This window comes from Sinorhizobium sp. 6-70, assembly GCF_030124375.1.
GTDB lineage: Bacteria > Pseudomonadota > Alphaproteobacteria > Rhizobiales > Rhizobiaceae > Sinorhizobium.
In genome coordinates this window covers 304781-329690 of record NZ_JASKLS010000002.1, presented here as the reverse complement: position 1 = coordinate 329690, position 24910 = coordinate 304781, and the positions used below count along the sequence as shown (strand labels likewise).

General features: G+C 63.6%; 22 protein-coding genes. 8 read left to right on the top strand and 14 right to left on the bottom strand.

Going from position 1 to position 24910, the window contains the following annotated elements; genetic code table 11:
- Positions 1-41 precede the first annotated feature (41 nt).
- Both QN222_RS05340 and QN222_RS05335 read right to left on the bottom strand, forming a co-directional pair.
- The gene (locus QN222_RS05340) at positions 42-1517 is read right to left on the bottom strand and encodes a M81 family metallopeptidase (RefSeq protein ID WP_283963600.1); all 1476 of its coding nucleotides are present in this window, start codon (positions 1515-1517) and stop codon (positions 42-44) included.
- A gap of 19 nt (positions 1518-1536) precedes the next feature.
- Entirely contained in the window at positions 1537-2028 is a 492-nt protein-coding gene (locus QN222_RS05335) for a hypothetical protein (protein WP_336621011.1), read from the bottom strand.
- A gap of 113 nt (positions 2029-2141) precedes the next feature.
- Here QN222_RS05335 and QN222_RS05330 point away from each other — a divergent pair, with 113 nt between their 5' ends.
- From QN222_RS05330 to QN222_RS05305, 6 genes are all read left to right on the top strand, one after another.
- Positions 2142-2531: a RidA family protein gene (locus QN222_RS05330; protein ID WP_283963602.1), complete on the top strand. Its 390-nt coding sequence runs from the start codon at positions 2142-2144 to the stop codon at positions 2529-2531.
- A 20-nt stretch (positions 2532-2551) separates the two neighbouring features.
- A complete protein-coding gene (locus QN222_RS05325; protein ID WP_180943659.1) occupies positions 2552-3415 on the top strand; it encodes a MurR/RpiR family transcriptional regulator in 864 nt (287 codons plus the stop codon).
- A 19-nt stretch (positions 3416-3434) separates the two neighbouring features.
- Positions 3435-4211 carry an SDR family oxidoreductase gene (locus QN222_RS05320; RefSeq protein ID WP_283963608.1) on the top strand — a complete coding sequence of 259 codons (777 nt, stop codon included), beginning with the start codon at positions 3435-3437 and terminating at the stop codon, positions 4209-4211.
- Positions 4212-4235: 24 nt separating this feature from the next.
- Positions 4236-6155 carry a beta-N-acetylhexosaminidase gene (locus tag QN222_RS05315; RefSeq protein WP_284005286.1) on the top strand — a complete coding sequence of 640 codons (1920 nt, stop codon included), beginning with the start codon at positions 4236-4238 and terminating at the stop codon, positions 6153-6155.
- Positions 6156-6165: 10 nt separating this feature from the next.
- Positions 6166-7599 (top strand): M81 family metallopeptidase, encoded by a 1434-nt coding sequence (locus tag QN222_RS05310; RefSeq protein ID WP_283963604.1) that lies wholly within the window; start codon positions 6166-6168, stop codon positions 7597-7599.
- 83 nt (positions 7600-7682) lie between these two features.
- Positions 7683-8897 (top strand): MFS transporter, encoded by a 1215-nt coding sequence (locus QN222_RS05305; RefSeq protein WP_283963605.1) that lies wholly within the window; start codon positions 7683-7685, stop codon positions 8895-8897.
- Positions 8898-8941: 44 nt separating this feature from the next.
- Here QN222_RS05305 and hutU read toward each other — a convergent pair whose 3' ends face one another.
- From hutU to QN222_RS05280, 5 genes are all read right to left on the bottom strand, one after another.
- Positions 8942-10615 carry a urocanate hydratase gene (gene hutU, locus QN222_RS05300; protein ID WP_284005332.1) on the bottom strand — a complete coding sequence of 558 codons (1674 nt, stop codon included), beginning with the start codon at positions 10613-10615 and terminating at the stop codon, positions 8942-8944.
- 2 nt (positions 10616-10617) lie between these two features.
- The gene (gene hutG, locus QN222_RS05295; RefSeq protein ID WP_283964159.1) at positions 10618-11433 is read right to left on the bottom strand and encodes an N-formylglutamate deformylase; all 816 of its coding nucleotides are present in this window, start codon (positions 11431-11433) and stop codon (positions 10618-10620) included.
- Between the two features lies 1 nt (position 11434).
- The gene (gene hutH, locus QN222_RS05290; RefSeq protein ID WP_283964158.1) at positions 11435-12970 is read right to left on the bottom strand and encodes a histidine ammonia-lyase; all 1536 of its coding nucleotides are present in this window, start codon (positions 12968-12970) and stop codon (positions 11435-11437) included.
- Positions 12967-14214, bottom strand: coding sequence for an imidazolonepropionase (gene hutI, locus QN222_RS05285; protein ID WP_283964157.1), 1248 nt, complete (start codon positions 14212-14214; stop codon positions 12967-12969). Before hutI ends, hutH begins: the two co-directional genes overlap by 4 nt.
- Before the next feature lie 543 nt (positions 14215-14757).
- Entirely contained in the window at positions 14758-15942 is a 1185-nt protein-coding gene (locus QN222_RS05280) for an MFS transporter (RefSeq protein WP_283964156.1), read from the bottom strand.
- Between the two features lie 141 nt (positions 15943-16083).
- Here QN222_RS05280 and QN222_RS05275 point away from each other — a divergent pair, with 141 nt between their 5' ends.
- Complete coding sequence (locus QN222_RS05275; RefSeq protein ID WP_283964155.1) at positions 16084-16455, top strand: helix-turn-helix transcriptional regulator; 372 nt, start codon at positions 16084-16086, stop codon at positions 16453-16455.
- Positions 16456-16602: 147 nt separating this feature from the next.
- Here QN222_RS05275 and phnN read toward each other — a convergent pair whose 3' ends face one another.
- From phnN to phnC, 7 genes are all read right to left on the bottom strand, one after another.
- The gene (gene phnN, locus QN222_RS05270; RefSeq protein ID WP_283964154.1) at positions 16603-17190 is read right to left on the bottom strand and encodes a phosphonate metabolism protein/1,5-bisphosphokinase (PRPP-forming) PhnN; all 588 of its coding nucleotides are present in this window, start codon (positions 17188-17190) and stop codon (positions 16603-16605) included.
- Complete coding sequence (locus QN222_RS05265; protein ID WP_283964153.1) at positions 17187-18326, bottom strand: alpha-D-ribose 1-methylphosphonate 5-triphosphate diphosphatase; 1140 nt, start codon at positions 18324-18326, stop codon at positions 17187-17189. Before QN222_RS05265 ends, phnN begins: the two co-directional genes overlap by 4 nt.
- A 1-nt stretch (position 18327) precedes the next feature.
- On the bottom strand, positions 18328-19035 hold the full coding sequence (locus tag QN222_RS05260) for a DUF1045 domain-containing protein (protein ID WP_283964152.1): 708 nt from the start codon (positions 19033-19035) through the stop codon (positions 18328-18330).
- A gap of 173 nt (positions 19036-19208) precedes the next feature.
- Positions 19209-20723: a phosphonate ABC transporter, permease protein PhnE gene (gene phnE / locus QN222_RS05255; RefSeq protein WP_283964151.1), complete on the bottom strand. Its 1515-nt coding sequence runs from the start codon at positions 20721-20723 to the stop codon at positions 19209-19211.
- A 9-nt stretch (positions 20724-20732) separates the two neighbouring features.
- The gene (phnE, locus tag QN222_RS05250) at positions 20733-21695 is read right to left on the bottom strand and encodes a phosphonate ABC transporter, permease protein PhnE (RefSeq protein WP_283964150.1); all 963 of its coding nucleotides are present in this window, start codon (positions 21693-21695) and stop codon (positions 20733-20735) included.
- A gap of 105 nt (positions 21696-21800) precedes the next feature.
- The gene (gene phnD / locus QN222_RS05245) at positions 21801-22706 is read right to left on the bottom strand and encodes a phosphonate ABC transporter substrate-binding protein (protein ID WP_283964149.1); all 906 of its coding nucleotides are present in this window, start codon (positions 22704-22706) and stop codon (positions 21801-21803) included.
- A gap of 90 nt (positions 22707-22796) precedes the next feature.
- Complete coding sequence (phnC, locus tag QN222_RS05240) at positions 22797-23639, bottom strand: phosphonate ABC transporter ATP-binding protein (RefSeq protein WP_283964148.1); 843 nt, start codon at positions 23637-23639, stop codon at positions 22797-22799.
- 500 nt (positions 23640-24139) lie between these two features.
- Between phnC and minC the strand changes: the two genes are divergently transcribed.
- The gene (gene minC, locus QN222_RS05235) at positions 24140-24892 is read left to right on the top strand and encodes a septum site-determining protein MinC (RefSeq protein ID WP_180943676.1); all 753 of its coding nucleotides are present in this window, start codon (positions 24140-24142) and stop codon (positions 24890-24892) included.
- Positions 24893-24910 lie beyond the last annotated feature (18 nt).

The following is a 24910-nucleotide window of genomic DNA, read 5'->3' as shown; positions in this document are numbered from 1 at the left end:
GCTGAGCGAGAACAGGGGGCCGATGGCCTCGGGGTGGCGGTTCAGGCCGCGCCTCGTTCCGGCGCGTGGGGATCCGTGATCATCGGCCAGATGTCGCGTCGCGCACGCCTGTAGGGCGTCTTCGCTGGATCGTTGGGGTAGGGCGTTCCCGCCGAGCAATAGAGGATATTCGACGCAATCTTCGAGAACGATGCGAAGAAATGGTTCGTCGACTTGATGACCAAGATTTTCTTTGATCGCGGATCAATTCCCATCACGGAGAACAGAGTCGGGTCGAAGCTCTGCGCGCGCGTGGAATTCAGGACGATGTCGATGCCGCGGTGCTGGATGTGCGCGGCGTCGCCGAAGGGCGCGAAGCTTTCTCCGAACCGCATTTCAGCGTTTCGCACCAGCTTTATGACCTTGACCGTCCCATCAATTGGATTGCCGGTACCGGGCGCGGATTTTGCGCCGAAACGCAGCGGGATCTCTGCGCCTTCACCCGCGGCCATGCAGATCTGCACGGCCATCGGATCCCAGATCGTGCCGACGGCCGCGTCGGTGACGGCATTGGCGAGCAGTTCTTCCAGCACCACGGTTGCGTCACCCGCCGTTCCACCGCCTGGATTGTCCCACATGTCGGCGATCACCACCGGACCGGCGGTCGCGGCGATCGCCTCGGCGACCGCTTGGCGCTCGTCGAGTTCCGGCATTCGGAACGTGCCGCGTCGGGCGAAGAGCTCCAACCCGAGGTCGCGGGCAAGTGCCTGGCCCTTCTCCCGGTTACCGTCGGTCACGGCGATCATCTTCGTGCCCATCTCCGGCACGTCGCCGGCCATGAAGCCGTGCACCACCGAGAGCGAGAGCACGTCGGCGTCCTCCCGCTCGATCCGCATGAGCTTGTCGACGAAACTGCGCATCGGTTCGCGGGATGTCGGAAATACGTCGATCATCCGGCAGTCGAAGACCGACATGACAGGCTTGACGCGGCCCTCGATTGCATCGACGGCGATCCGCCACAGATCCTTGGCGCGATCGACGAAATCGGTGTGTGGAAATTCCTTGAAGAAAACAAAGAAATCGGCCGCGGCGACGCGCTTTTCGGTCAGATGGCTGTGCGGATCGAGTTCGGCGCAGAGAAGCACGTCCGGTCCGATGAGTTCGCGGATGCGCGCCAGCAGGTCACCCTCGGTGTCTTCGTAGCCATCGGCAACCATGGCGCCGTGCAAGCCGAGGACGACGGCGTGCACTGGAAGAGCGGCCTGCAACTGACCGAGGATCTCGTCGCGCAGGTTTTCGTAGGTCTGCCGATTGACGAGGCCCGCCGGGTCCGCCCAGGCGGCCGTCCCCTCGATCAACTGCCAGCCTTTTTCTGCCACGACTTGCCGGCCGACGGTGATCGGTGCGGTGCAGAGCGTAGGTGTCTCCGGGTGGCTGCCTGGCGGGGCATAAAGCGAAGCCTCGAAGGCTCGCTTGTCGATGCAGATCGGCGAGAAGGTGTTGGTTTCGGTCGCCAGGGCCGCCGTAAAAATTCGCAATGCTGTCGCCTTTTTCCGCCTAGTTCGATCCCATCGGGTTGGGCAGGTAGCCGGTAAACCCGCAGATCTTCCAGCGGCCTTGATGCAGCCGGCAATAATAGACCGTCTGCCACTTCATGACATCAAAGCTGCCATCGGCCTTCTTCAGGCCGCCGTCGAACTTCTTGCGCGCCAGCGCCAGCTCTCCGTTGATCTCGATGTCTTCCAGCGTGGTCGTCGCGAAGATCGCTGCGCGCGGATCCTCGGCGAAGGATTCGCCGGCGAAGTCCTTCGCCTGGCGCAGCCATTCGTCGCGATAGGCGGCAAGCGAGGGAAAGGAGAGGCGCCAATTGTCCGGGCTCCCCTCGCGCCTCCCGTCGATGCCGATGAAGCCGTCCTCGACGAAATCTTCCGCGACCAGCGACCAGTCCGCAGCCAGGAAAGCGTCGATATCTCGCGTCACCAGCATGTCCCAGATTTGATGCCGGGCAACATCGGAGGTGGGGAACGGATTCTGGAAGGGATCCCGCATCGCTTCGCCTTGGATTGAAATTCTTTTCATAAATCTGGATTTTCTCTGGTCAAATTCCGTATTCTGTGGTGACTTGTCAACGGATAAAGAAAATAATTTGCACGAAGGTCCCTATGTCCATCAAACGTTATGGCGCGGAGCAGGTCGGAGCGGGTGGCAAGTCACTGCCGTTCGCGCGAGCCGTCGAGGCCGATGGCTGGCTGCACGTCTCCGGTCAGGTCGCCATGGAAAACGGTGAGATCATCGAAGGCAACATCGTCGCGCAGACGCATAAGGCAATCGGCAATCTTCTGGCCATTTTGAAGGAGGCCGGTTACGGTGTCGAACACGTGGTCAGGGTCGGTGTCTGGCTGGATGATCCGCGTGATTTTTGGAGCTTCAACAAGATCTATCAGGAGTATTTCGGCGCTCATCCCCCTGCGCGCGCCTGCGTGCAGTCTTCGATGATGGTCGACTGCAAGGTTGAGATCGACTGCGTCGCCTACAAGCCGAAGGACGCCTGATCATAAGGGGTGGGCGTTCGATGGACATTTTCGCGACACTGCAGGAGGAAAAGGGGCGGCTGTCCCAATCGGAGAGCCGCATTGCCGATATCCTGCTCAATGACTTCGAATTTGCCGTGAACGCCTCGATCATAGAGCTTGCGGGCAAGGCCGATGTGTCGCCGCCGACGGTGACCCGTTTTTGCCGGCGTCTCGGCTGCGAGAGTTTCTCCGACTTCAAGGTGCAACTGGCCCGCACGGCCTATATCGGCATGCGCTACCTAAAGCCCGAGCCGAAGAGCCAGGAGCCGGCCGACGTCGCGCAGGACATCATTACCAAGGCGCAGAACGCCCTCTTCCTGTTGCACCGCTCGCTCGATCTCGCCGCGGTCGAAGAGACGGCCGGGCGGCTGGCCAAAGCGGAAATGATTTACGCCTTCGGTTCGGGCGGCAATTCGTCGATGGTTGCCAGCGAACTGCAGAACCGGCTCTTTCGGCTCGGCCTGCGCATCACCTCGAGTTCCGACCACAGCATGCAATTGATGATGGCGGCCGCGGCCAAGCCGACGGACGTGCTGATCGGTTCCTCGTTGTCGGGGCGCAACGCGGAACTCGTGCGTGCGTTCACGCTAGCGCGCGAAGCCAGGGTCCCGACGATCGCGCTGACCCAGAGTGGCAGCCCCGTCGCGCTTGCCGCAGACATCACTGTTCCGGTCGACCTGCCGGAGGGCAACAACATCTATCGGCCGACATCCACGCGCATCGCCTATCTGGCCTTGCTTGATATCATCGCCAGTCTCGTCGCCTACCGCGTCCAGCCACAGGCGACGGCGACGCTGAGGCGCATCAAGCAGCAATTGGTGGCGCACAGGGATGGCGACGACCGCCAGCTTCTCGGAGACTGATGTGCCGCAAGAATCCCGCCTGAAGAAGTCCGTCGCGATCGTCACCGGAGCAGCGGGCGATATCGGCCGTGCGATCGCCGGTCGCCTGGCCGATGACCATGAGGTGGTCGTGCTCGCGGACATCGACGGCGACGCGGCGGAGAAGGTCGCGCGTGACCTTGGCGCGCAAGAGTGCTTCGCAGCCATCGCCTGCGATGTCACGGATGCCGCGAGCGTTGCGTCGATGGCGGCGGCGGCCGGATCGCTCGGAGCGGTACGCACGCTCGTCAACAATGCAGGTGCTGCCCGCGCCGTCAGCCTGCACGACACGACGCCGGAGATCTGGCGCATGGACAATGCGCTTAATCTCGAGGCGGCGTTCCTTTGCTTCCGCGCCGTCGAGGACATGCTGAAGGAGAGCGGGGGATCGGTGGTCAACATCGCATCCGTCAACGGCATGAATGTTTTCGGCCATCCGGCCTATAGCGCTGCCAAAGCCGGTCTCCTGCATCTGACCCGGCTGATCGCGGTCGAGTACGGCAAATTCGGAATCCGCGCCAATGCGGTGGCGCCGGGCACTGTGCGCACTCAAGCCTGGGAAGCACGTGCGGCGGCCAACCCGCAGGTCTTCGAGGAGGCGAAGCGCTGGTATCCGCTGCAGCGCATCGTCAATCCGGAAGACGTCGCCAATGCGGTCCAGTTCCTGGCAGGTCCTCTGGCCAGCGCAATATCCGGCGTCTGCCTGCCGGTTGATTGCGGGCTCACCGCAGGCCAGGCCGAACTCGCACGCACCTTTTCGCAATCCAGCCATTACTGACAAAGCCATATCGGGAGGACGCTCATGCAGCCGGTTTCTTATCGCCTCGAATCTGCCTGGCAACCGGATGGGGGCCCGTTGGGACGCTTCACCTTCACCCTCGTCAATCTCTCCCAGTCCCCGCTCAGGGACTTTCGCCTCGTCTACACGTCGCTGACCCGCGTTATCGATGCGGCCGCTTGCGAAAACGCCATCTTTCTGCGCCGCAATGCCAATTTTCACGAATTCGCACCGCCAAAGGGATTTGTCCTTGGCGCGGACGAAAGCTGGACGTTTACCGTTAGCGGGCTGCACAGGGAAGCAAAGCACTGCACGGATGGCGCAAAGTCCGCCTATCTGACGCTTGCCGACGGCCGGCATGTGCCGGTGGCCGTGTCAGATCTTCTCCTCGAAGGGGCAACGAGCGAACCTCCGCCGCAGCGCCTGCCGGAGGGCAAGCTCGATCTGCCTTTCGCCCTGCAGCCGTGGCCGGCGAAGTTCGACGCCGTGCCGGGCGATGGATTCCCGGTCGTTCTCTATCCGGCCCCCGGGACCAGCAAGGATGACATCAGGGCGGTCGACACGGTGCTTTCCCTCTTCCATCGTCTCTTCTCGGCAGGCCACGCTCCCTTCACGCTCGCCTCGTCCCCGCAGGGTCGTCCGATCGTCTTCGCCGCGAAGCCCGAACTCGGTCCCGAGGCCTATGCACTGGCCTTCTCCGAGCGGGAGATCCAGCTGGAATATGGCGCGGCCGCAGGTCGGCAATATGGGCTGACGACGCTGGCGCAACTGCTTGACGGCGCGCGCAGGGACGGGGGCAGGTTCCGTTTTCCTGTGTCGGGCACGATTTCCGACCGGCCGCGCTACGGCTGGCGCGGTTGCCATCTCGATGTCTCGCGCCAGTTCTATCCGACTGCCGATATCGTGCGGCTCATCGATATCCTCGCCTGGTTCAAGCTCAACATCTTCCATTGGCATCTGACCGACGACGAAGCCTGGCGGCTGGAGATCAAGGCCTATGCCACGCTGACGACGCTCGGCGTGCTGCGCGGGCCGGACGAGCCGATGCTGCCGCAGCTCGGCAACGGCGCCGAACCGGTGGGTGGCTTCTACAGCCAGGACGAGGTGAGGGCGATCGTCGCCCATGCCGGCGCGCTCAATGTCGAGATCGTGCCGGAGATAGACATTCCCGGCCATAGCACGGCCGCGCTTGTCGCGCTGCCCGAGCTCTCCGACGGTCAGGAGGCCCCGGAAAGCTATCATTCCGTCCAGGGCTACCCCAACAACGCGCTGAACCCGGCGATTCCGCTGACATACGAGTTCCTCGAAAAGGTCTTCGACGAAATGGTCGAGCTTTTTCCGAGCCAATATATCCATGTCGGCGGCGACGAGGTGGCCAATGGTTCGTGGCTGGCGTCGCCGTTGGCGCGCAAACTCATGGAGCAGGAGAGCATTTCCGGAACCTTTGCGCTGCAGTCCTACTTCCTGAAGAAAGTGAAGCGGATGCTGACGGCACGCGGCCGCAAGCTCGTCGGCTGGAACGAGGTCGCCCATGGCGGCGGCGTCGGCACCGAGGGCACGCTGTTGATGGCCTGGGAAAACCCCAAGGTCGGGATCGAGCTGGCGCGCGAAGGCTACGACGTCGTGATGACGCCCGGCCAGGCCTACTACCTCGACATGGCGCAGGCCGAAGCGTTCCAGGAGCCGGGCGCGAGCTGGGCCGGCACGGCTACGCCGGCGCACACCTACGCCTACGAGGCGGAAGGCGAATTCCCGGAAGAACTGAAGAGCCGCATGAAGGGCGTGCAGGCCTGCATCTGGTCGGAGCATTTCCTGTCGCGCGGCTATTTCAACCGTCTCGTCTTCCCGCGTCTCCCCGCCATCGCCGAAGCGGCCTGGACGCCGAAGGCGCAAAAGGATTGGCTGCGTTTCGCCGCAATCGCTCCTCTGAGCCCGATTTTGTGAGTTTGAAGCCATGCGGATCGCCGTCGGTGGAATCCATACGGAGTGCAGCACCTATTCGCCTGTCCTGATGACGGCGGAGGACTTCCGGGTGCTGAGGGGGGCCGAACTCCTTAAGGCGGACTATTTCAGCTTCCTCGAGGCCGACGGCTTCGAGCATGTCCCGCTCCTTCATGCACGGGCCGTGCCCGGAGGCCCCGTTTCTCGTGCGGCTTACGACGCCTTCAAGACCGAGTTCCTCGAGCGACTTCGCGCCGCACTGCCGCTCGACGGTCTCTATCTCGCGATGCATGGGGCGATCAAGGTCGACGGCATGGACGACGCCGAAGGCGACTGGATTTCCGCCGCCCGCGCAGTCATCGGCCCGGACTGCCCGATCGCAACGAGCTACGATCTCCACGGCAATGTTAGCCAGAAGATCATCGACCAGATCGACATCTTTGCCGGCTACCGCACCGCGCCGCACATCGATACGCGCGAGACGATGGTGCGGGCCTGGTCGATGCTGGTCACAGCCCTTCGCGACGGAACGCGTCCAGGCGTCGCCTGGGCGCCTGTGCCGCTGCTGCTGCCCGGAGAATGCACGTCCACCGAGGACGAGCCCGCCGGCAGCCTTTACCGGCGCCTGCCGGACTTCGATCAGCGCCCCGGCATTCTCGATGCCAACCTGATGGTGGGCTACGTCTGGGCCGACGAGCCGCGGGCGACCGCTTGCGCAGTGGTGACCGGATCGGACAAGGCAGCCGCCTCGATGGCGGCAGAAGAAATCGCCGCAAGCTACTGGAATGAGCGGGAAAAGTTCCGTTTCGGCCCGGTCACCGGTCCGCTCGAGGCGATGCTCGACATTGCCGAGGTGGCGGAGACGAGGCCCGCCATCCTTGCCGATTCCGGTGACAATCCCACCGGGGGCGGCGTCGGCGACCGCGCCGACGTGTCGAGGGCTCTTCTCGCGCGCGGATGGCGGGATGCGCTGATTGCCGGCATCGCTGACCGGCCGGCGGTGGATGCCTGTTTCGCAGCCGGTGAAGGCGCGACGCTCGCATTGCGGGTCGGCGGCAGTCTCGATCCGTCGAGCCCCGTGGCGGAGGTCACCGCTGTTGTCATGCGGCTGGACGATCCGGGACCGATTGCCGAGCGCCAGGCCGTCATCGGTGTCGGCGGGATCGAAGTGGTGCTGTCGGCGCGCCGGCGCCCATACCATAACATCGAGGACTTCCGTCGCCTTGGCCTCGATCCGGGCACCGTGCGCCTGCTGGTCGTCAAGTCCGGCTATCTGTCGCCGGAGCTTGCACCGATTGCCAATCCCAACCTGATGGCGCTCACCGATGGTGTCGTCAATCAGGACATCGAAAATCTTGCGAGCGAACGCCGCCAGCGGCCGATCTTCCCGTTCGACCGCGATTTCGATTTCAAGCCGAGGGCGCGGTTCTCGACCCGTTGGACCTGAGCCGAAGCTCACCGACCTTCCCTGCAACGACCGCCTGTCTCGGCGGCGGCCTCTCACAAGACTTCGCACTCGCGGATGGAACCATGTCTTCCTCGTTGCTCTTTGCCATGCGTAACCCGGTCATCCGGACGAGCGTGCTTGCCATCTTCCTGTTCGGTTTCTCGGGTGCCGCGACCTCGCCCTATCAATCGGTGGTCGGGATCATCGAGCTTGGCTTGAGCGACGGGTTCTATTCGGCGCTGATCTTCGTTGCGGCACTGGTGAATGTCGCCGTTAGCGTCACTGTCGGCATCGTTGCCGACCGCGTCGGCAACTACCGGACACTGATGTTGGCGGTGATCCTTTCTGGCGCGATCGGTTACGGCCTGGTCTACGCCCTGCCGACAAAGACGAGTTTCGTTATCGCCACGTTGGCGCTGCTGCCGGTCCATGGCGCACTGAACTCGCTCCTGTTCGCCAATGTCCGCACCGCCGCGAACGGCATGGGCGGCAAGGACGCGGCAGCGGTCAATTCCGGCGTGAGGGCGGCTATATCGCTCTCGTGGGTTCTTGTTCCGGGGTTGGTCGGCTTCGTACTGTCGGCGCGGGGCAGCATGCTTCCTGCCTATCTGCTGGCGAGCCTCGGCTGTATCGCTAATCTGCTGCTGGTCTTCTTCCTGCTGCCGGCCCGACGCGGCGTCGATCCCGTCCTCAGCAAGCGGCTTTCCTATCTCGCGTCCCTTGCCGAAATTCTTTCGCCGCGTGTTCTCGCGCGGATCGCCGCCGTGGCGCTCATCTGCTCCACTCTGCATGTCAACGCCGCCGTGCTGCCGCTGATCGTCACCGGTGCTGCCGGCGGCTCGGCTACCGATATCGGCATTGTCGTCGGAGTCGTGGCGCTGCTGGAGGTGATCTTCATTCTGGTCTGGGGACGGATCCAGTATCGCCTTAACCACGTCGACGCACTTGCGCTCGGAACGGCCATCTACGTGGTCTATATGGCGCTGCTCGGCCTTTCGTCCCGGCCCTGGCATATTTACGCGTTAACACTCATCAGCGGTTTCGGTGCGGCAGCGCTGATCAGCATCCCGATCACCTATCTGCAAGAGCTGATTGCCGACCGTCCGGGACTTGGAAGTTCACTGATCGCGGTGAACATCTTTCTGGGCGGCGCGTTGAGCGCGGCGCTTTTCGCGCTCGGCACACGCATCAGCGATTATTCCGGAACCGCGCTTCTAGGCGCACTCGCGGGGGTGGCGGGCTGCGCCTTGCTGCTGTTCCTCGACGGAGCCCGCCGCAGGGCGATTTCCATGTCGTAATTGCCGGTATGGGGGAGGCCGCGCAGGCCTCCCACAATCCTTCGTCAGTTCCCGAGAATGCCGGGCAGGCGCAGGCCCTTCTCCTTGGCGCAGTCGAGCGCAACGTCGTAGCCAGCATCGGCATGGCGCATGACGCCGGTCGCCGGATCGTTCCACAGCACGCGCTCGATCCGCCTGTCGGCGTCCTCGCTACCGTCGCAGCAGATGACGACGCCTGAATGCTGCGAGAAGCCCATGCCGACGCCGCCACCGTGGTGGAGCGAGACCCAGGTCGCGCCGGAGGCCGTATTCAACAGCGCGTTCAGGAGCGGCCAGTCGGAAACGGCATCGGAACCGTCCTTCATCGCTTCCGTCTCGCGGTTCGGCGAAGCGACCGAGCCGGAATCGAGGTGGTCGCGACCGATGACGATCGGAGCGCTCAGCTCGCCATTGCGAACCATTTCGTTGAAGGCGAGGCCGAGGCGGTGACGATCGCCGAGGCCGACCCAGCAGATGCGCGCGGGCAGGCCCTGATAGGCGATGCGTTCCTTGGCCATGTCCAGCCAGTTGTGCAGATTCTTGTTGTCCGGCAGCAGTTCCTTCACCTTGGCGTCGGTCTTGCGGATGTCCTCCGGGTCGCCGGACAGCGCCGCCCAGCGGAACGGGCCGATGCCGCGGCAGAAGAGTGGGCGGATATAAGCCGGCACGAAGCCCGGAAAGGCAAAGGCGTTTTCAAGGCCCTCGTCCTTGGCCATCTGACGGATGTTGTTGCCGTAGTCGAAGGTGGGGACGCCCATGTTCTGGAACGCGATCATCGCCTCGACGTGCTCGCGCATCGATGCGCGTGCCGCCTTTTCGACGGCCTTCGGGTCGCTGACGCGCTTTTCCTTCCACTGGCCCATCGTCCAGCCCTTCGGCAGGTAGCCGTTGACCGGGTCGTGGGCGGAGGTCTGGTCGGTGACCAAGTCTGGGCGGATGCCGCGGCGAACCATTTCGGGCAGGATTTCCGCCGTGTTGCCGAGCAGACCGACCGATTTTGCTTCGCCCGCCTTGGTCCAGCGATCGATCATCTCCATGGCCTCGTCCAGCGTCTCGGCCTTGGCGTCGACATAGCGGGTGCGCAGGCGGAAATCGATCGAGTCCGGATTGCATTCGACGGCAAGGCAGCAGGCGCCGGCCATCACCGCGGCGAGCGGCTGTGCGCCGCCCATGCCACCGAGGCCGCCGGTCAGCACCCACTTGCCCTTGAGGTTGCCGCCATAGTGCTGGCGACCGGCCTCGACGAAGGTCTCGTAGGTGCCCTGGACGATGCCCTGCGAGCCGATATAAATCCACGAGCCGGCGGTCATCTGGCCGTACATGGCGAGACCCTTCTTATCCAGCTCGTTGAAATGGTCCCAGGTCGCCCAGTGCGGCACGAGGTTGGAGTTGGCGATCAGCACGCGCGGCGCATCCTTGTGGGTGCGGAAGACACCGACCGGCTTACCGGACTGGACGAGCAGCGTTTCGTCCTCGTTGAGATCCTTGAGCGTCGCAACGATCCGGTCGAAGTCCGCCCAGGTACGGGCGGCGCGGCCGATGCCGCCATAGACGACGAGTTCGTGCGGATTCTCGGCAACATCCGGATCGAGATTGTTCATCAGCATGCGCAGCGGCGCCTCGGTCAGCCAGCTCTTGGCGCTGATCTCGGTGCCACGCGGGCTGCGCACCTCGCGGATATTGTGGCGCGGATTGTTCACGTTCATGCCTCACTCCCTGTCAGTTTGAGGGCGAATGCCGTTGTTTCGATGCGTTTCAGGATGGCTTTGAGATGGGCGCGAAGGCGTTCGGCCTTGGCGGAATCCAGCGCGAAGGGTGGCGTTTCCGTTGTCAGATGCGTGGACTGCGCAAGTTCCATCTGGACCGCATGGACGCCCGTCTCCGGTCTGCCATAGTGACGGGTGGTCCAGCCGCCCTTGAAGCGGCCGTTCAGGATACTGGTGTAACCCTCTGCCAAAGCTGCGATTTCTGCCGTCGTCTGTTCTATTTCGGCAGCACAGGTCTTGCCCATGTCCGTGCCGATATTGAAGTCGGGAAGCTTGCCTTCGAAGAGGAAGGGAATATGCGAGCGGATCGAGTGGCAATCATAGAGCACCGCCACCCCATGGATCGCCTTGACGCGCTCGATCTCCGCGGCGAGCGCCGCGTGATAGGGAGCATGGAAATCGCGGAGCCTCGTCGCAATGTCGGCCTCGGTCGGTGCCTGCTCCTCCCTCCAGATCGACACGCCGTCGAAGTCGGTCTCGGGCACCAGGCCGGTGGTGTTCTGGCCGGGATAGAGGCTCACGCCTTCCGGGTCGCGGTTGGCGTCGATGACGTAGCGGTGGAAGGTCGCGCGCACGGTCGTGGCTTCCGGAAGAAGCCCCTCATAGAGCTCGTGGATGTGCCAGTCGGTGTCGGCGAGGACGCGACCGTTGTCGTTGAGCCGTTCCCAGATGGGTGCGGGCACGTCGGTGCCCGTGTGGGGAAAGCCGAGGATGACGGGGGAGGTGCCCCGATGGACTTCGAAAACGGCCATGTCAGATATCCAGCTTCGGAAGGATGCCATCGGAGACGGCGGCGTTGAGCGCTCCGGACGCGACGAGTTCGCCGGCCGCCTTGAGATCGTCGGCCATGTAGCGGTCCTCTTCGATCGTCGGCGACACGCCGCGTACGGCAGCCACTGCCTTCGACAGTTCCGTGCTCGTCGTCAGGGGCGCCCGGAACTCGACGCCCTGGACGGCCGTCAGCGCCTCGATACCGATGATCGAGAACAGGTTGTCGGTCATCTGCAGCAAGCGGCGCGCGCCATGGCAGGCCATCGATACGTGGTCTTCCTGGTTGGCGGATGTCGGCGTCGAGTCGACGGAAGCCGGATGCGCGAGTTGCTTGTTTTCCGACATCAGCGCGGCCGAGGTGACTTCGGCGATCATCAGGCCCGAATTGAGCCCCGGCTTCTTGGCCAGGAACGCCGGCAGGCCGTAGCTGAGCGCCGGATCGACAAGAAGCGCGATGCGGCGCTGCGCGATCGCGCCGATTTCGCAAACCGCGAGCGCGATCTGGTCGGCGGCGAAGGCCACCGGCTCGGCGTGGAAATTGCCGCCCGAGACGACCGAGCTGTCGGAAAGCACCAGCGGATTGTCGGTGACGGCGTTGGCCTCGATCGTGAGCGATGCGGCGACCGAGCGCAGGAGGTCGAGGCAAGCGCCGTCGACCTGCGGCTGGCAGCGGATGCAGTAGGGATCCTGCACCCGTTCGTCGCCCTCGATGTGGCTCTGCCGGATCACGGATCCTTCGAGCAATTGCCGAAGGGCGGCGGCGGTATCGATCTGGCCGCGATGACCGCGCAATGTATGGATGTCGGGATGGAATGGTGCCGACGATCCCATCGCGGCATCGGTCGAAAGCGCCCCGGTGATGAGTGCTGCCTGTGCCGCGCGATGGGCGCGGAAGAGGCCGGCGAGCGCCAGAGCGGTGGACGCTTGCGTGCCGTTAATCAGGGCGAGGCCTTCTTTCGCGGCGAGCGTCAGAGGCGAAAGACCGGCCCTTTCAAGCGCGGCACCACCCGGCATGCGGACGCCATCGAAGAAGGCTTCGCCGTGGCCCATCATCACGGCCGCCATGTGCGCAAGCGGTGCAAGGTCGCCCGATGCGCCGACCGATCCCTTTTCCGGGATCAGCGGGATCACACCCCGTTCCTGCATCGCCTCGATCAGGCGGACGAGCTCGAGGCGAACGCCCGAGGCGCCGCGGCCGAGCGAGACGAGCTTCAGCGCCATGATCAGCCGGACGATATTTTCCGGCAGCGGGGCACCTACACCGCAGCAATGCGACAGGATGAGGTTGCGCTGCAGCGTTTCCACATCGGCGCTGTCGATCTTGATCGAGGCCAGTTTGCCGAAGCCGGTGTTGATGCCGTAAACCGGGGCATTGCCGGCGGCGATTTCGGCGATGCGCGCGGCGCCTTTGGCAATGGCGGCGTCGAAGGCGAGATCGAGGCGGGCCGGTTCCCGCGTCCAGTAGATCGTTTCCAGATCCTTGAGCGGAACGGAGCCTGGCTTAAGTACGATGGTCATTGGCCGATTCTTTCGCCTCCAAAGATGCGCTGATGCAGCGGATTGAAGCCTATCCGGTAGATAAGTTCGGCAGGCTCATCGATGTTCCAGATTGCGAGGTCCGCGGATTTGCCGACCTCGATCGTGCCGGTCTTGTCGAGGATTCCGAGCGCGCGTGCGGCTTCGCGCGTGACACCCGCGAGACATTCGTCGACGGTCAGCCGGAAGAGCGTCGCCGACATGTTCATGGTCAGAAGCAGCGACGTCAGCGGAGAAGTGCCGGGGTTGCAGTCCGTTGCAATGGCGATGCGCGTTCCGGCATCACGAAGAGCCTGAACCGGCGGCAACTGCTTTTCCCGCAGCGTATAAAACGCACCGGGCAGGAGCACGGCGACCGTCCCGGCCTTTGCCATGGTGGCCGCGCCTTCCGCGTCGAGATATTCGAGATGATCGGCCGAAAGCGCGCCGTAGGAGGCCGCGAGTCTGGCGCCGCCGAGATCCGAGAGCTGCTCGGCGTGAAGCTTGACCGGCAGGCCGAGCGCCTTCGCGGCGTCAAACACGCGACCGATCTCGCTCGGAGAGAAGGCGATGCCTTCACAGAAGCCGTCGACGGCGTCGACGAGGCCCTCGGCGTGCGCGGCTTTCAAGCCCGGCAGCACGACATCGGCGATATAGTCGCCGTTGCGGCCCTTGTATTCGGGGGGCGTTGCGTGCGCGGCGAGATAGCTCGTGACGATGCGCACGGGACGCAACTCTTGTAGCCGGCGCGCGGCGCGCAGCATCTTCAACTCAGCCTCGATATTCAGGCCATAGCCAGACTTTACCTCGACCGTCGCGACCCCTTCGCCAAGCAGCGTGTCGAGCCGTGGAAGTGCTGCTTCCACCAGTTCCTCGACCGAAAGGGCATTGGTCGCTTTTACCGTCGAGGCAATGCCCCCGCCTGCGCGTGCGATTTCCTCGTAGGTGGCGCCTTCGAGCCGAAGCTGGAATTCACGCGCGCGGTTGCCGCCATGGACGATATGGGTGTGGCAATCGATCAGCGCCGGCGTCATCCAGCGGCCTTCACAATCGATTGCCTCGTCGGCTTGGCCCAGGTCCTGGGGCAGGTCTTTTTCTGCACCCGCGTAGACGATCCGGTCGCCGCGGGCGGCAACGGCGCCTTTCTCGATAATGCCGAGCGGTCCCATGTCCTCGCGAAGCGTCGCAAGGCGCGCATTGCGCCAAAGGCTGGTTCTGCCTGAACTCGCGTTCTTATTTCCGTCCATAAGTTTCCGCCCTTCTCTTGCGATAATGTATATACATAATGACGCCGATAGCAAGCAAAAATTCGCGTCGTCGCGACACGAAGGTGCCGGATCGGCCAGATGACAGAGAAGATAGGGTGATCTTGCAGCATGGTAGATCCCGGCAGCACGTGCCCGAGATTTGGCCATCGGTTAGGGGCACCGCTGCCGCCGGAGTGGCGCGATAGCCGACCCTAGGGGGCGCCGTCGAGGGACCAGCGACCTCGGCGACCGCGGACTTATTTGAACATGTCGACAGCGCAGTCGGATCGTTCGCTCGGTGGGGGCGCAGCCAGGAGGCACGGCCTCCGGATGAGACCGTTCAATGCCGTGCGCTTATCGGCAAGGAGGCGAGCGCGCCGACGCGCTTGGCCAGAATGCGTTGGGGCCAGCTCTGTCGGTACGGGTAGCGGCCGGAGGAATTGGACCCGCTCAGCGATTCCACTGAGATCGGCGTCGCCGACTGCATTGAGTCGGCCGGCGCGAAAGCGTCGATGCCGCGCGCCGGCCTAATTACGGCTGAACCTATTCCGCCAGGCCGGCCGCGAAGCGCCGCCGGTAGGAGCGCAGGCCCGCATAGAGCACGGCGAGGGCGGCCACCGGAAACAGCGCCGCGAAGAAGCCGAGGTTGGCTGCGGCGGTGTTTTCCAACACCCGCCCGCCGATCGCGGTGCCACTGGCGATGCCGAGATAGATCGCCGAGGCGTTGAGCGACAGCGTCAGATGCGCCACCTCCGGCGCGAAGCCGACGATGCGACTGGCCTGAGCCGGCGGAAACGCCCAGCCGATGATGCCCCACGGCACCATGATGCCGATCAGCAGCAGGCCGGCGAGGTTGCGCGGGAGGAGATGCAGCCCGAAGGCAATGACCAGCGACACGATCAGTGCTGACATCAGCGACAGCACCACCATCCGCGTCGCGCCGACCCGGTCGGCCAAATAGCCGCTGGAAAGATTGCCGATCACGGCCCCCACACCGAAAGCAAGCAGCAGGCCCGGCAGCGCCATTTTCGAAAGCCCCGCCCCGTCGATCGCCAGGGGCGCGAGGTAGGAGATGATCATGAACCCGCCCGCAAGGTAAAGATAGGTCACCATCAGCGAGGAGGCGACACCCGGGAGGCCGACGGCGTTGAAGCGCTCGGAAAGCGTCAGTTTCGTTCCGCTGAGGCCGCGCGGCAGGCGCAGCCACAGCACGGTGGCGCAGGCGAGCCCGAGCAGGGCGACCGCCCCGAACGTGCCACGCCAGCCCCAGAAGGCGGCGATCAGTGCGCCAAGCGGGGCGCCCAGCGCCACTGCGAACGTGGTGCCGCCCACGACGATCGAGATTGCCAGCGCGCGGTGCTCCGATCCGGCGAGCGAAACCGCCGTCGCCTGGGCGGTGGCAGCAAACAATCCGCTCGCCATTCCCATCACGATCTGTGCAAGCAGCAGCGTGGTGAACGTGACGCTTGTCGCAGCGATACCGTTACCCGCCACGAAGGCAAGCATCGCGACGACCAGCAGCCGCCGCCTGTCGGCCGCCCCGGCCAGCGCCGAAAGCAGCGGCGCGCCGATGGCGTAGGAAAGCGAGAACACAGTGATCAGGTGCCCCGCATGCGGGATGGTCGTGTGCGTGTCGGCCGCGATCGATGGCAGAAGGCTCGAGAAGACGAAGCCGACCGTGCTCATCGTGAAGGAGCCAACAGCGAGCCAGATGAGGCGCTTGTCCATAGGAGATCCTTTGTTCAAAATATATTGAACTATTGAACATGACCGGGGGCCATGTCAATATACGCGTTCTGCCGTTCCAGCATAAGGGACGGGACAGCCTGCCGCGTTGAACTGGAGTGGCGGCGCAGCTATGTTCGGACCATGACCCTGCCTCATCCCACCGCCGATCAGATCACCCTGTCCAACGTGCTCGCCGCCCTCGGCGACCCGACACGCCTGGCGATCGTCGGTTATCTCGCCCGCCGCGACGGACGCCCGACCATGTGCCTGAACTTCACGGACTTCGGCTCCAAGACCAACATTAGCTACCACCTGGCCAAATTGCGCGAGGCGGGCATCACCCGCACGGAGGTCTCCGGCACCAGCCGACTGATTACGCTGCGGAGCGACGACCTCGACAGTCGCTTTCCGGGCCTTCTCGATTCCGTCATCGCCGCCGCGGTGGACCTGCCGATGGTGAAGAAGATCGAGGAAGCGGCGGAGGAGGCGCTGGCGCAGGGCGACCCGCGATAGCAAGATCCTGTGGGCGCATCGGTCGTATTGGTTCCGACAACGCTGTAGGTGCGCAAGATCTGTTGCCTGTCGACGTGCGCAGCGCAAAAAGCCCCGGACTGTTGGGCCCCGTGGCCGTCGAGAACGTTCGCGATGCTTCGTTCCTGCTCAGGCCGTATGATGCAACGCCGCACAATGCCGCTCGACGAGCGCGACGAAGCGCTGCCCGGCCACGTCGAGCCGGCCGCTGTTGTCGATCACCGTCACGTCGGGTCCGGCGACGACGTCGGGTGTCTGTCGCTGGAGGCGGCGCAACACGTCCTCTTCGCTCTCGCGCCCGCGTTCGGCCAAGCGCTTCGCCAGCACCGCCGGGTCCGCGGTCACGAGCGCGACGGCGATGGTGCCGAAAGCCGAGCGAATTGCGGGGAGGGCGGCGCGGCTGCCGTTGACGATCGCTGTCATGCCGCTTGCGACCCTGTCGGCGATCTCGATTGGAACGCCGTAGCTCAAGCCATGGGCCTGCCACGACACGGCAAAGGCGCCGTTTCGGCTCATGCCCTCGAATTCCGCAGTCGAGACGCTTTCATGCACTTCGCTGCCGGCATCCGATGGACGCGTGATCACGCGCCGCACGAAGAGGATATCCGGGCGATGCGCGAAATGGTGCGCGGCGAAGCCCATGACACTGTCCTTGCCTGCCCCGCTCGGGCCGACGACGACGATGAGCGCGCCGCGCCCCTGTCCTGCCGCCGTCATGCGACACGCCGTCCTTCGCGCCAGACGGAGCGAACGACCGGAATTCCCTCAGGGCGGTGGACACGCGCGATGTCGGCGCGCAGTCCGACGGCAATCCGGCCGCGATCATCGAGGCTGACGGTGCGCGCCGGCGTCGCCGTCACCATGGCGATAGCCTGCGGAAGATCGATCGCCTCGACCTCGTCGGCCAGAATGAACGGCGCATGGATGAGGCTGAAAGGCACATAATCGGAGGAAAGCACGTCGAGCACGCCGCGCTCCGCGAGATCGCGGGCGGCGATGTTGCCGGAATGCGACTTGCCGCGCACGATATTGGGCGCGCCCATCAGAACGCTCAGGCCGGCGCGATGCGAGGCTTCGGCCGCCTCGAAGCTCGTCGGGAATTCTGCCAAACGGATACCGTAGCCGATCGATTCCTCGACATGCGTGACCGTCGCATCGTCATGGCTGGCAATGGTGATGCCGCGTTCGGTGCACGCCTTTGCCAGCGCCGTACGATGAGGCGCAGCGTAGCGAGCGGAAAGCGCCTGCTGACGCTCGACGAACTCGGCGAAAGCCTCGTCCGAGAGGCCGCGCTTCGTCTTGTAGTAGAGCGTGTACTGATCCATCGTCTGGAACTGGCGCTGTCCCGGCGCATGGTCCATCAGGGAGACGAGCCGGACTTGCGGGTCGTCTTGAAAATCTTCGTAATGTTCGAGAACGTCGGAGGTCGAAACTTCGCAACGCAGGTGGATGAGGTGATCGGCGCGCAGGCGTCCTTCCTCCTTGGCCTGTGCCAAGGCGTCGGCCATGCTGCGCATCTCTCCCTTCTGGAAGCCGCCGTCCTCGTCCGAACCCAGGCGGAGGCAGTCGAAGACCGTGGTGATGCCGGAGGTGACGACCTGGGCGTCATGGGCCTGGATCGCCGCGATCTTCAGCCAGCGCACGCCCGGGCGCGGCGAGTAGTGCGCCTCCAGGTGATCGGTGTGGAGTTCGATCAGGCCAGGCAGCAGGTAGTCGCCTTCGAAATCTTCGCCCGCGCGGCTCGCTCCTTCCGAAATATCGGCGATCCGGCCGTCGCGGATAAGGACGGAACCGTTGATGATCCTGTCCTCCAGGACGATGCGGGCGTTGCTCAAAACCTGTTCTTTGCTCATCTCATGCGATCTTTCGTTCGGATGCGCCGCCAAGCGGCAGTAGGGAATGGACGGTAAACGGCGCGCCGCGATGGGGCTCGACGAAAAGTGCAATGGTCGAGACGTCGAGCGGCTTGCCGACGAACTCCTCGAAGGCGGCGGTGAGCGTCTCGCGCATCACGCCTTGCGTTTCCGTCGGCACCGGTCCCGTCAGCGTCAGGTGGAACTGAAATTCCTCAAAGACGTAGGGGTAGCCCCACGCCGTAAGGTATTCCCGCTGACGCAGCGGGAGCTTTTCCGGATTGCGGCGAGCGATGTCTGCGTCCGCCAGCGGCGCCCGGAACGGCTCGAAGCGGCGAACGGCCTGTTCCGCCAGGTTTCGGAGCGGCGGGCAGTCTTCGGCGGGGACCAGCGCGAAAAAGGGGCCGATCTGGTGCAGCACGATCCGCGGCACGTCGAAGGGTTCGATCTCCGCCGCAAACTCGTCAAAGGCCGCCAGCAGATCCGCTTCACTCTTGCCTTGCGCAAGTTCGAACGGCGCCTTCAGCGTTCCGTGAAAGCCGTATCGGCGCGGGTCCGCCGTCAGTGCCATCTGATTTTCGCGCCCGAGCGCCGGCACTTCCGGCCAGCTGAGTGCCCCGTCGACAAAGGCGTCACGGCCAAGCCAACGGGCTGCCGTCTGCGTCAGCCGGTCATCGGCCGGCGGCGCGAAATAGATTGCATAACGCACGGGTCTCACTTTCTGTATCGACCGGCCCGCCGTCCGGCGGGTCGATGTTCGCGGGGTGCGATGCGCAGCTAACCGATTTGCATGACAACATCATGATGACTTCGGTGCGAAACGCAATTCGGGTCAGAGCGGGCTGAGGAAAAGTGTGTGCGGTTCACCGCCCCCGCTCCATTCTAATGCGTTTTGCGTCCCATCAGCCGCGTGCGGAGCGCGTTTGAGATGCTGTCGAAAATGAAGACAACCATCAAGATCAGAAGCACCATGTAGGCGACATTCTCCCAATCGGAGTTGGTGCGCATCGCTTCCCACAATTTAAGCCCGATGCCGCCGGCGCCGACAGCGCCGATGATCGTCGCGGAGCGGGTGTTCGATTCCCAGAAATAGAGTGCCTGGCTCGCAAAGACCGGCAGGACCTGCGGAAGCACGCCGAAGCGCTGTACCGCGATCGGCGTCGCGCCGACCGATTTCACGCCTTCGCGCTGCTTGTCATCGATGTTTTCGAGCGCCTCGGAATAGAGCTTGCCGAGCGTACCGGTGTCGGTGAAGAAGATCGCCGAGATGCCGGCAAGCGGCCCGGGGCCGAAGGCGCGCGTGAAGAACAGCGCCCAGATGAACATGTCCACCGACCTCAAGAAATCGAAGAAGCGCTTGGCGAGTTGGTTGGCGAAAAAGTTCGGCGTGATGTTGCGCGCGGCGAGGAAGCAGAGCGGAAAGGCGATCAGCGATGCGAAGAGAGTGCCGACGAAAGCCATGATGATCGTCTGCAACAGTTTGGTCCAGACGTCGAGATGCTGCCACTCCGCATTGTAGAGAATGTTGTTCCAGGCAAGCGAAAGATTGGAGCGTGCCGGATCGATCCGCTCGCCCGAGACGATCAGCGAGACCACTTCGCCATAGGGCTTTCCGAAGAACGGCGAGTTGGTGTCGAAGAGGAAGTTCGCCCAGCCGAAGAAGCGGTTCCGGATCGAGACTTCGTCGCCTTCGACCTCCGCCCAGCCGGTGAGACCGAAGGAGAGCGTGATCTTTTCGCCCGGCCGCTTCTGTCTGGCCCAGCGGGGCAGCGGACCTTGCGGCGTTGCCGTATCGGCGCCGTCGACCGTCATTATCAGTGTCTCGCCGCCGTGCGTTGCCTTTACCACGCCGCTGGCGACCTCGATGTTCGTCGACCGATCGAATGCGATGAGTGCGCGCGTGACGACCTCTTCGCTGCGGGTTTCGATGCGGTCCGGTGCTTGGGCCGTTGGGCTTTCGCCGAGCGCAGCATTCGGCGCCATGAAATTGAAGGACGAACTTCCCTTCGGCTTCGACGCCTGTGCCGCGGCTGGCGCCTCTATCGTTCGGGTCACGGTCTTCTTCTCGAGCGTAACCCAATCCGGGTTGGGATTGGTGCCGAGCGGCGAATTGCGCGCATAGGAGAGGGCCATCGTGCCATCGGCGGCAATCGCGATCTCCGGCCGGACCTCATAGGAGACCCAGTCGGCGAGATAGGTGCCGGCGATACCCCAATTGGCGTTGGCAAGCACGTGGCCGATCGAAAAGAACCACCAGCTGAAAACGAGGTAGAGCATCACGCCGATACCGATCAAGGTTGTTTTCAACCTCTTTGTTGAAGAAGACTGCAACAGGTGCGGATGGCGCTCGGCGATCGCTTGCATTTCAAGGAGGCTCGGCTTGGTCGAGGCGGTCATGGTGCGCTCCTACTGGGCAAGCTGGAAGGCCTGATCGCCGACGAGGCGGCGGCGGAGCCATGCGGAAAACTGATCAACGGCGAAGATCGTCGTGAACAACAGGATCACGATCGCGATCGTCTTTGCCTCGTGACCCTGGCCGATCGCGAGGCGCAGCAGCTCACCGATACCGCCGCCGCCGACGGCGCCGATGATCGTCGAGGCACGCACATTGATCTCGAGGCGAAGCAGGAAGTAACTGGTGAAGTTTGGAAGAACCTGCGGAACGATACCGAACCAGACACGCTCGATCCAGTTGGCGCCGACGGCGCGCAAACCCTCTTCCGGCTTCATGTCGGCATTTTCGACGACCTCGAAGAACAGCTTGCCAAGCGCGCCGATCGTATGGATCGATACCGCCGCAATCGCGGGGATGGGGCCAAGCGAGAGGATCGCCAGGAAGAAGCCGGCGATGACCACTTCCGGGAAGGCGCGCAGGATCTCCATGAGGCGGCGCACCGTACCCCTGATCCAGGGATTGGGCATGAGATTGCGCGCGGCAAGGAACGAGAGGATGAAGCCGAAGAAGACGCCGACCACTGTCGAGAAGATGGCGATGTTCACCGTCTCCAGCATCTTGTGAAAATATTCCGGTATGTAGAGGCTTTCGGTGAAGTAAAGCCGGCCGTCCGTATAGTTGTACTTGAAGCTGCCGTCGTCATAGGGCGAGGGCAGGTCGAACATGGCACGTACGATTTCCATGGCGTCGCGCGGGACCAGATCGCCGACGAAATCGAAGAAATGCGGCAGGCGGTCGAAAAACTTGCCGGCATTCGAGTCGTTTGCGAACCAGAGCGAGGCGCACAGCGTCAGAACGAGGAGCGCCAGGCCCAGGAAGGTGTAAAGCCGGCGGCGGGTGTTGAGCTCCTGCCAGTGACGCTCCACCAGAGCGCCGCTCTCGCTCAGCTGTCGGGAAAGCACGGAAGTGGCCATGGGATTTCCGGCGGAGCCGGCCTCTCGAAATGGGTGCCTGCGGCAGTCCCGGGCAATCAAATGCCGGCCGCTTGCGCGGCCGGCTGGATACCAAGGGTTTGGCGATCAGCCGCCGATCGTTGCCTTGCGAGCGTCGATGATCGGCTTGTAGAAGTCCGCATTGACTTCGGTGTAGCCCGTGAAGTCGCCGCCCTGGATGGCCGAGAAGCAAGCGGCGTCGGTCTTCGGCAGATCCATCATGAACTGCTTGAACTTCGCCTTCATGTCGTCGTTCATGGTGGTGCGCACGACGATCGGGCCGTTCGGGATCAGCGGCGACTTCCAGAGCTCGACGAGGTCGTTCATGTCGACGATGCCCTTGTCGACCATCTTGCGCAGGTTGCCCGACGTGTAGCCGTCCTTGAACTCGCCGATGCCCGAACCGAAGGTCGTGCCGGCGTCGAACGTACCCTTGACGACTTCGAGCACCAGGTTCTCGTGGCCGCCGCCGAAGCCGGTCTCACCGAAGAATTCCTTGACCGGTGCGCCGATCGCTTCGGGAAGCGTGACGAGCGGGACGAGGTAGCCGGAGGTCGAATCCGGATCGGCGAAGCCGAGCTTCTTGCCCTTGAGGTCCTCGAGCTTGGTGATGCCGGAGTCCTTGCGGGCAACCATGATCGAGTGATAGCCGGTCGAACCGTCGGTCTGGACCGTCGTCAGGATCGGCTCGACCGCGTCTGCCTTGGCGAGGTAGATCTTGGCATAGCCGGAAGCGCCGAGCTCTGCGTAGTCAAGCGTACCGCCGAGCAGGCCCTGGATAACGCCGTCATAGTCCGCGGCCGGGAACAGCGAGACCTTTTCGACGCCGATCGCGGCCGGGAGCTTGTCGACGAGGCACTGAAAGTTGCGCAGGCGGTCGGCTTCGTTCTCGCCGCCAAGGATGCCGATGCGGAATTCCTTGAGGTCTTCGGCCTGAGCATGGCCGACGAGGGCGAAGAGCGCGACAGCGCCCAAAAGAGCTTTCTTCAACATAAGGTTCGTCTCCCGTTTATCCGGCCGTGCCGGATCGATATCGGTTGCAAAGAGGTGCCCTTGACGCGGGCGCTCGATCGTGGCGGGTCGTCAGAGACCGGCCAATGCCAGCGGCTTGAGGCCAGCCGATGCGGTGTTTTCCCGCGGGAGTGCCGCGGGAATATTGATGCTTGTCGAGGTCATCGATTCTTCGATTGCGGTGTCTGCGCCGTAAATCTCGGCGACGGCCGCGGCGGTCAGATCCTTCGGTTGTCCGTCGAATACGACGCGCCCATGCGCCATCCCGATGATCCGTTCGCAATAGTTCCGGGCGGTGTCGAGCGTATGCAGGTTCGTGATGACGGTGATGCCGTCGCGCTCGTTGATGTCGCGCAGGGCATCCATGACGATCTTGGCGTTGAGCGGGTCGAGCGAGGCGATCGGTTCATCGGCCAAGAGCACCTTCGGCTGCTGCATCAGCGCGCGGGCAATCGCGACGCGCTGCTGCTGTCCGCCGGAAAGCGTGCCGGCGGGTTGCAATGCCGTCTGCTCGATGCCGAGGCGTTCGAGCGCACCGATCGCCATGATCCGCTCTTCGCGGGTAAACATGTTGAGGATGCTGAGCGCGGTCGAGCGGTGATTGAGGCGTCCGAGCAGGACATTGGTCAGGACGTCGAGCCTCGGCACGAGGTTGAACTGCTGGAAGATCATCGCGCAATCGCGCTGCCAGTTGCGCAAGGGCGCACCGCGGAGCGAGGACACTTCCGTGCCGGCGAATTCGATCGAGCCGGACGAGAGATCGACGAGCCGGTTGATCATGCGCAGCAGCGTCGACTTGCCGGCGCCCGAGCGGCCGATGATGCCGACCATCTGGCCCTGCGGGATGTCGAAGGTAACCGAGCTGACGGCTGTTTTCGTGCCGAATCGGCGGGTTACATTCTTCAACTGAAACATTGGCAGCAGATCCTCTTTCGGGGAGACCGGTCATCGGTATGACACCTGCCATAGCGGCGCTTCATGAACGCCAAATGTCAGTTTCTTATCGTTTCTGTAACAGTGCACAGCTGCAAGCAGTCGTGGCCCTCAAGCGGAACATGCGACGGCTCGATGGCGAGCTGGCTGGACAGACTGACAATGTAGGCAGGCGTCTTCCATGGGGCGGTTGCCCTGCAAACAGGCGCCGACGGGCGGCGGCGATTCGGCGGCGGATGACGGGTAGCGAATCGGAGCACGTCGAATTTCGGGACGAAGTCGATCACCGGCCCGACGCGGCGCTCCACTTTGGCGCGCGCTGCGGCCCCGGCAAATCATCAGCTCTTTCCGGGCCTGCCGTCGCATCTCAGAGGCATTTTTCTTGCTTCCAAATCCGGCTCTCCAGCTTCATGCAGGGTGCCCGGGTTAACCATTTGTTAACCGCGATTCACGTAAATCTTGGCAACCAAAAATTAACGTAGATGACCAAAGTGCTAACAGATACTCGCTCGATCCGTATCAAGGGCCGCTCATTCCTGGCGCTCGTGCTTTCTCCGGAACTGCCACTCGATGGATGGCTTACCCGGCTCGACGATTTGGCCTCGCGCTCGGCGGGGTTTTTCCTGGGCAGGCCGGTCGTTCTCGACGTGGAAGACATCGAGATCGACCGGACGCAACTGAAGGCGCTGATCGGCGAGCTTGCGAAACGCAACGTGCGCATCATGGGCATCGAAGGCGGGCGACCTTCACTGTTCGAACCCGGCATGCCGCCGGCCATGAAGGGCGGCCGGCCGGCCCCCGACTTCGAGGTTCCGCCGGCCGAATCGACCGCCGAGGCGGCCAAATCCGGCAACGGCAAGGCGGCAGAACCTGCCGTTCGTCCAGAGCCGCAGTTGGTCAGGGCAATGCCTTCGATCATCATCAAGGAGCCCGTCCGCTCCGGGCAATCGGTGATCTTTCCCGAGGGTGACGTCACCGTCGTCGGGTCGGTCGCCTCGGGCGCGGAAATCATCGCGGGTGGTTCGGTTCACATCTACGGAACGCTGCGGGGACGGGCGCTGGCGGGATCCGTGGGTAATGCCTCGGCGCGCATCTTCTGCCGCAAGCTTGAAGCAGAATTGCTGGCAATCGACGGTGTCTACAAGACGGCCGACGACATGGCGCCACACCTTCGCGGTCAGGCGGTGCAGCTCTGGCTCGAAGGCGATTCAATCATGGCAGAGAGACTTAATTGAGCCGGCTGCCGGCCGGGA

Bases quoted from the DNA above. Each gene is read 5' to 3' on its own strand.
- QN222_RS05310 (WP_283963604.1), top strand. From the start codon at position 6,166: ATGCGGATCGCCGTCGGTGGAATCCATACGGAGTGCAGCACCTATTCG.
- phnE (WP_283964151.1), bottom strand. From the start codon at position 20,723: ATGACCGCCTCGACCAAGCCGAGCCTCCTTGAAATGCAAGCGATCGCC.
- QN222_RS05280 (WP_283964156.1), bottom strand. From the start codon at position 15,942: ATGGACAAGCGCCTCATCTGGCTCGCTGTTGGCTCCTTCACGATGAGC.
- QN222_RS05330 (WP_283963602.1), top strand. From the start codon at position 2,142: ATGTCCATCAAACGTTATGGCGCGGAGCAGGTCGGAGCGGGTGGCAAG.
- QN222_RS05275 (WP_283964155.1), top strand. From the start codon at position 16,084: ATGACCCTGCCTCATCCCACCGCCGATCAGATCACCCTGTCCAACGTG.
- hutI (WP_283964157.1), bottom strand. From the start codon at position 14,214: ATGGACGGAAATAAGAACGCGAGTTCAGGCAGAACCAGCCTTTGGCGC.
- QN222_RS05265 (WP_283964153.1), bottom strand. From the start codon at position 18,326: ATGAGCAAAGAACAGGTTTTGAGCAACGCCCGCATCGTCCTGGAGGAC.
- QN222_RS05305 (WP_283963605.1), top strand. From the start codon at position 7,683: ATGTCTTCCTCGTTGCTCTTTGCCATGCGTAACCCGGTCATCCGGACG.
- QN222_RS05325 (WP_180943659.1), top strand. From the start codon at position 2,552: ATGGACATTTTCGCGACACTGCAGGAGGAAAAGGGGCGGCTGTCCCAA.
- phnE (WP_283964150.1), bottom strand. From the start codon at position 21,695: ATGGCCACTTCCGTGCTTTCCCGACAGCTGAGCGAGAGCGGCGCTCTG.
- phnC (WP_283964148.1), bottom strand. From the start codon at position 23,639: ATGTTTCAGTTGAAGAATGTAACCCGCCGATTCGGCACGAAAACAGCC.
- QN222_RS05315 (WP_284005286.1), top strand. From the start codon at position 4,236: ATGCAGCCGGTTTCTTATCGCCTCGAATCTGCCTGGCAACCGGATGGG.
- phnN (WP_283964154.1), bottom strand. From the start codon at position 17,190: ATGACGGCGGCAGGACAGGGGCGCGGCGCGCTCATCGTCGTCGTCGGC.
- phnD (WP_283964149.1), bottom strand. From the start codon at position 22,706: ATGTTGAAGAAAGCTCTTTTGGGCGCTGTCGCGCTCTTCGCCCTCGTC.
- QN222_RS05335 (WP_336621011.1), bottom strand. From the start codon at position 2,028: ATGCGGGATCCCTTCCAGAATCCGTTCCCCACCTCCGATGTTGCCCGG.
- hutH (WP_283964158.1), bottom strand. From the start codon at position 12,970: ATGACCATCGTACTTAAGCCAGGCTCCGTTCCGCTCAAGGATCTGGAA.
- minC (WP_180943676.1), top strand. From the start codon at position 24,140: ATGACCAAAGTGCTAACAGATACTCGCTCGATCCGTATCAAGGGCCGC.
- hutG (WP_283964159.1), bottom strand. From the start codon at position 11,433: ATGGCCGTTTTCGAAGTCCATCGGGGCACCTCCCCCGTCATCCTCGGC.